The organism is Nocardia cyriacigeorgica (genome assembly GCF_010858045.1).
Taxonomy (GTDB): domain Bacteria; phylum Actinomycetota; class Actinomycetes; order Mycobacteriales; family Mycobacteriaceae; genus Nocardia; species Nocardia cyriacigeorgica_E.
The window spans coordinates 1-441 of record NZ_JAAGVC010000121.1 but is presented as its reverse complement, the minus strand read 5'-3'; the positions used below and the strand labels follow the sequence as shown (position 1 = coordinate 441).

General features: G+C 63.5%; 1 protein-coding gene. It reads right to left on the bottom strand.

All coding sequences use genetic code 11. From position 1 onward, the window contains the following. The coding region (locus tag GV790_RS28995) for a DUF5753 domain-containing protein (protein ID WP_218586491.1) at positions 1-413 on the bottom strand (413 nt) is incomplete at its 3' end. Between the last annotated feature and the right edge of the window lie 28 nt (positions 414-441).

The window sequence follows — 441 nt, the reverse complement described above, 5'->3', positions numbered from 1 at the left end:
ATCCGAATCGAGATACCCGGCCGATCCATCAACTGCGTCAGCCGCTCGAGCTGCCCGGCCATCACCCCCGGGCCGCCAGTCTGCTCATGCAACACCGACTCCGACAGCAATACGTCCATCGCGAAGTCGTCGTCATCCAACCGCGACTGCCTGTGATTCGCCACCGCGATCCGCCGTTCGATCGCCGCGGTATCCACGTCCGGCGACTCCGCCCATGCGAGTGCTCGGCGATACTCCGGAGTCTGCAACAGACCGGGTATGACCGCGATTTTCCACGCCGTAATCCGGCTGGCCGCATCCTCCAACGCCAGGTAGTGGTCGAAGCCTGCGCTGAGCTGATCAGCAAACGCCCGCCACCATCCACCGCCCGACTTCTGCGCCGTTCGGAACTCTTGAAGTAGACCCAACAGCACCCGCCGATCACCATCACTCGCCGCATAC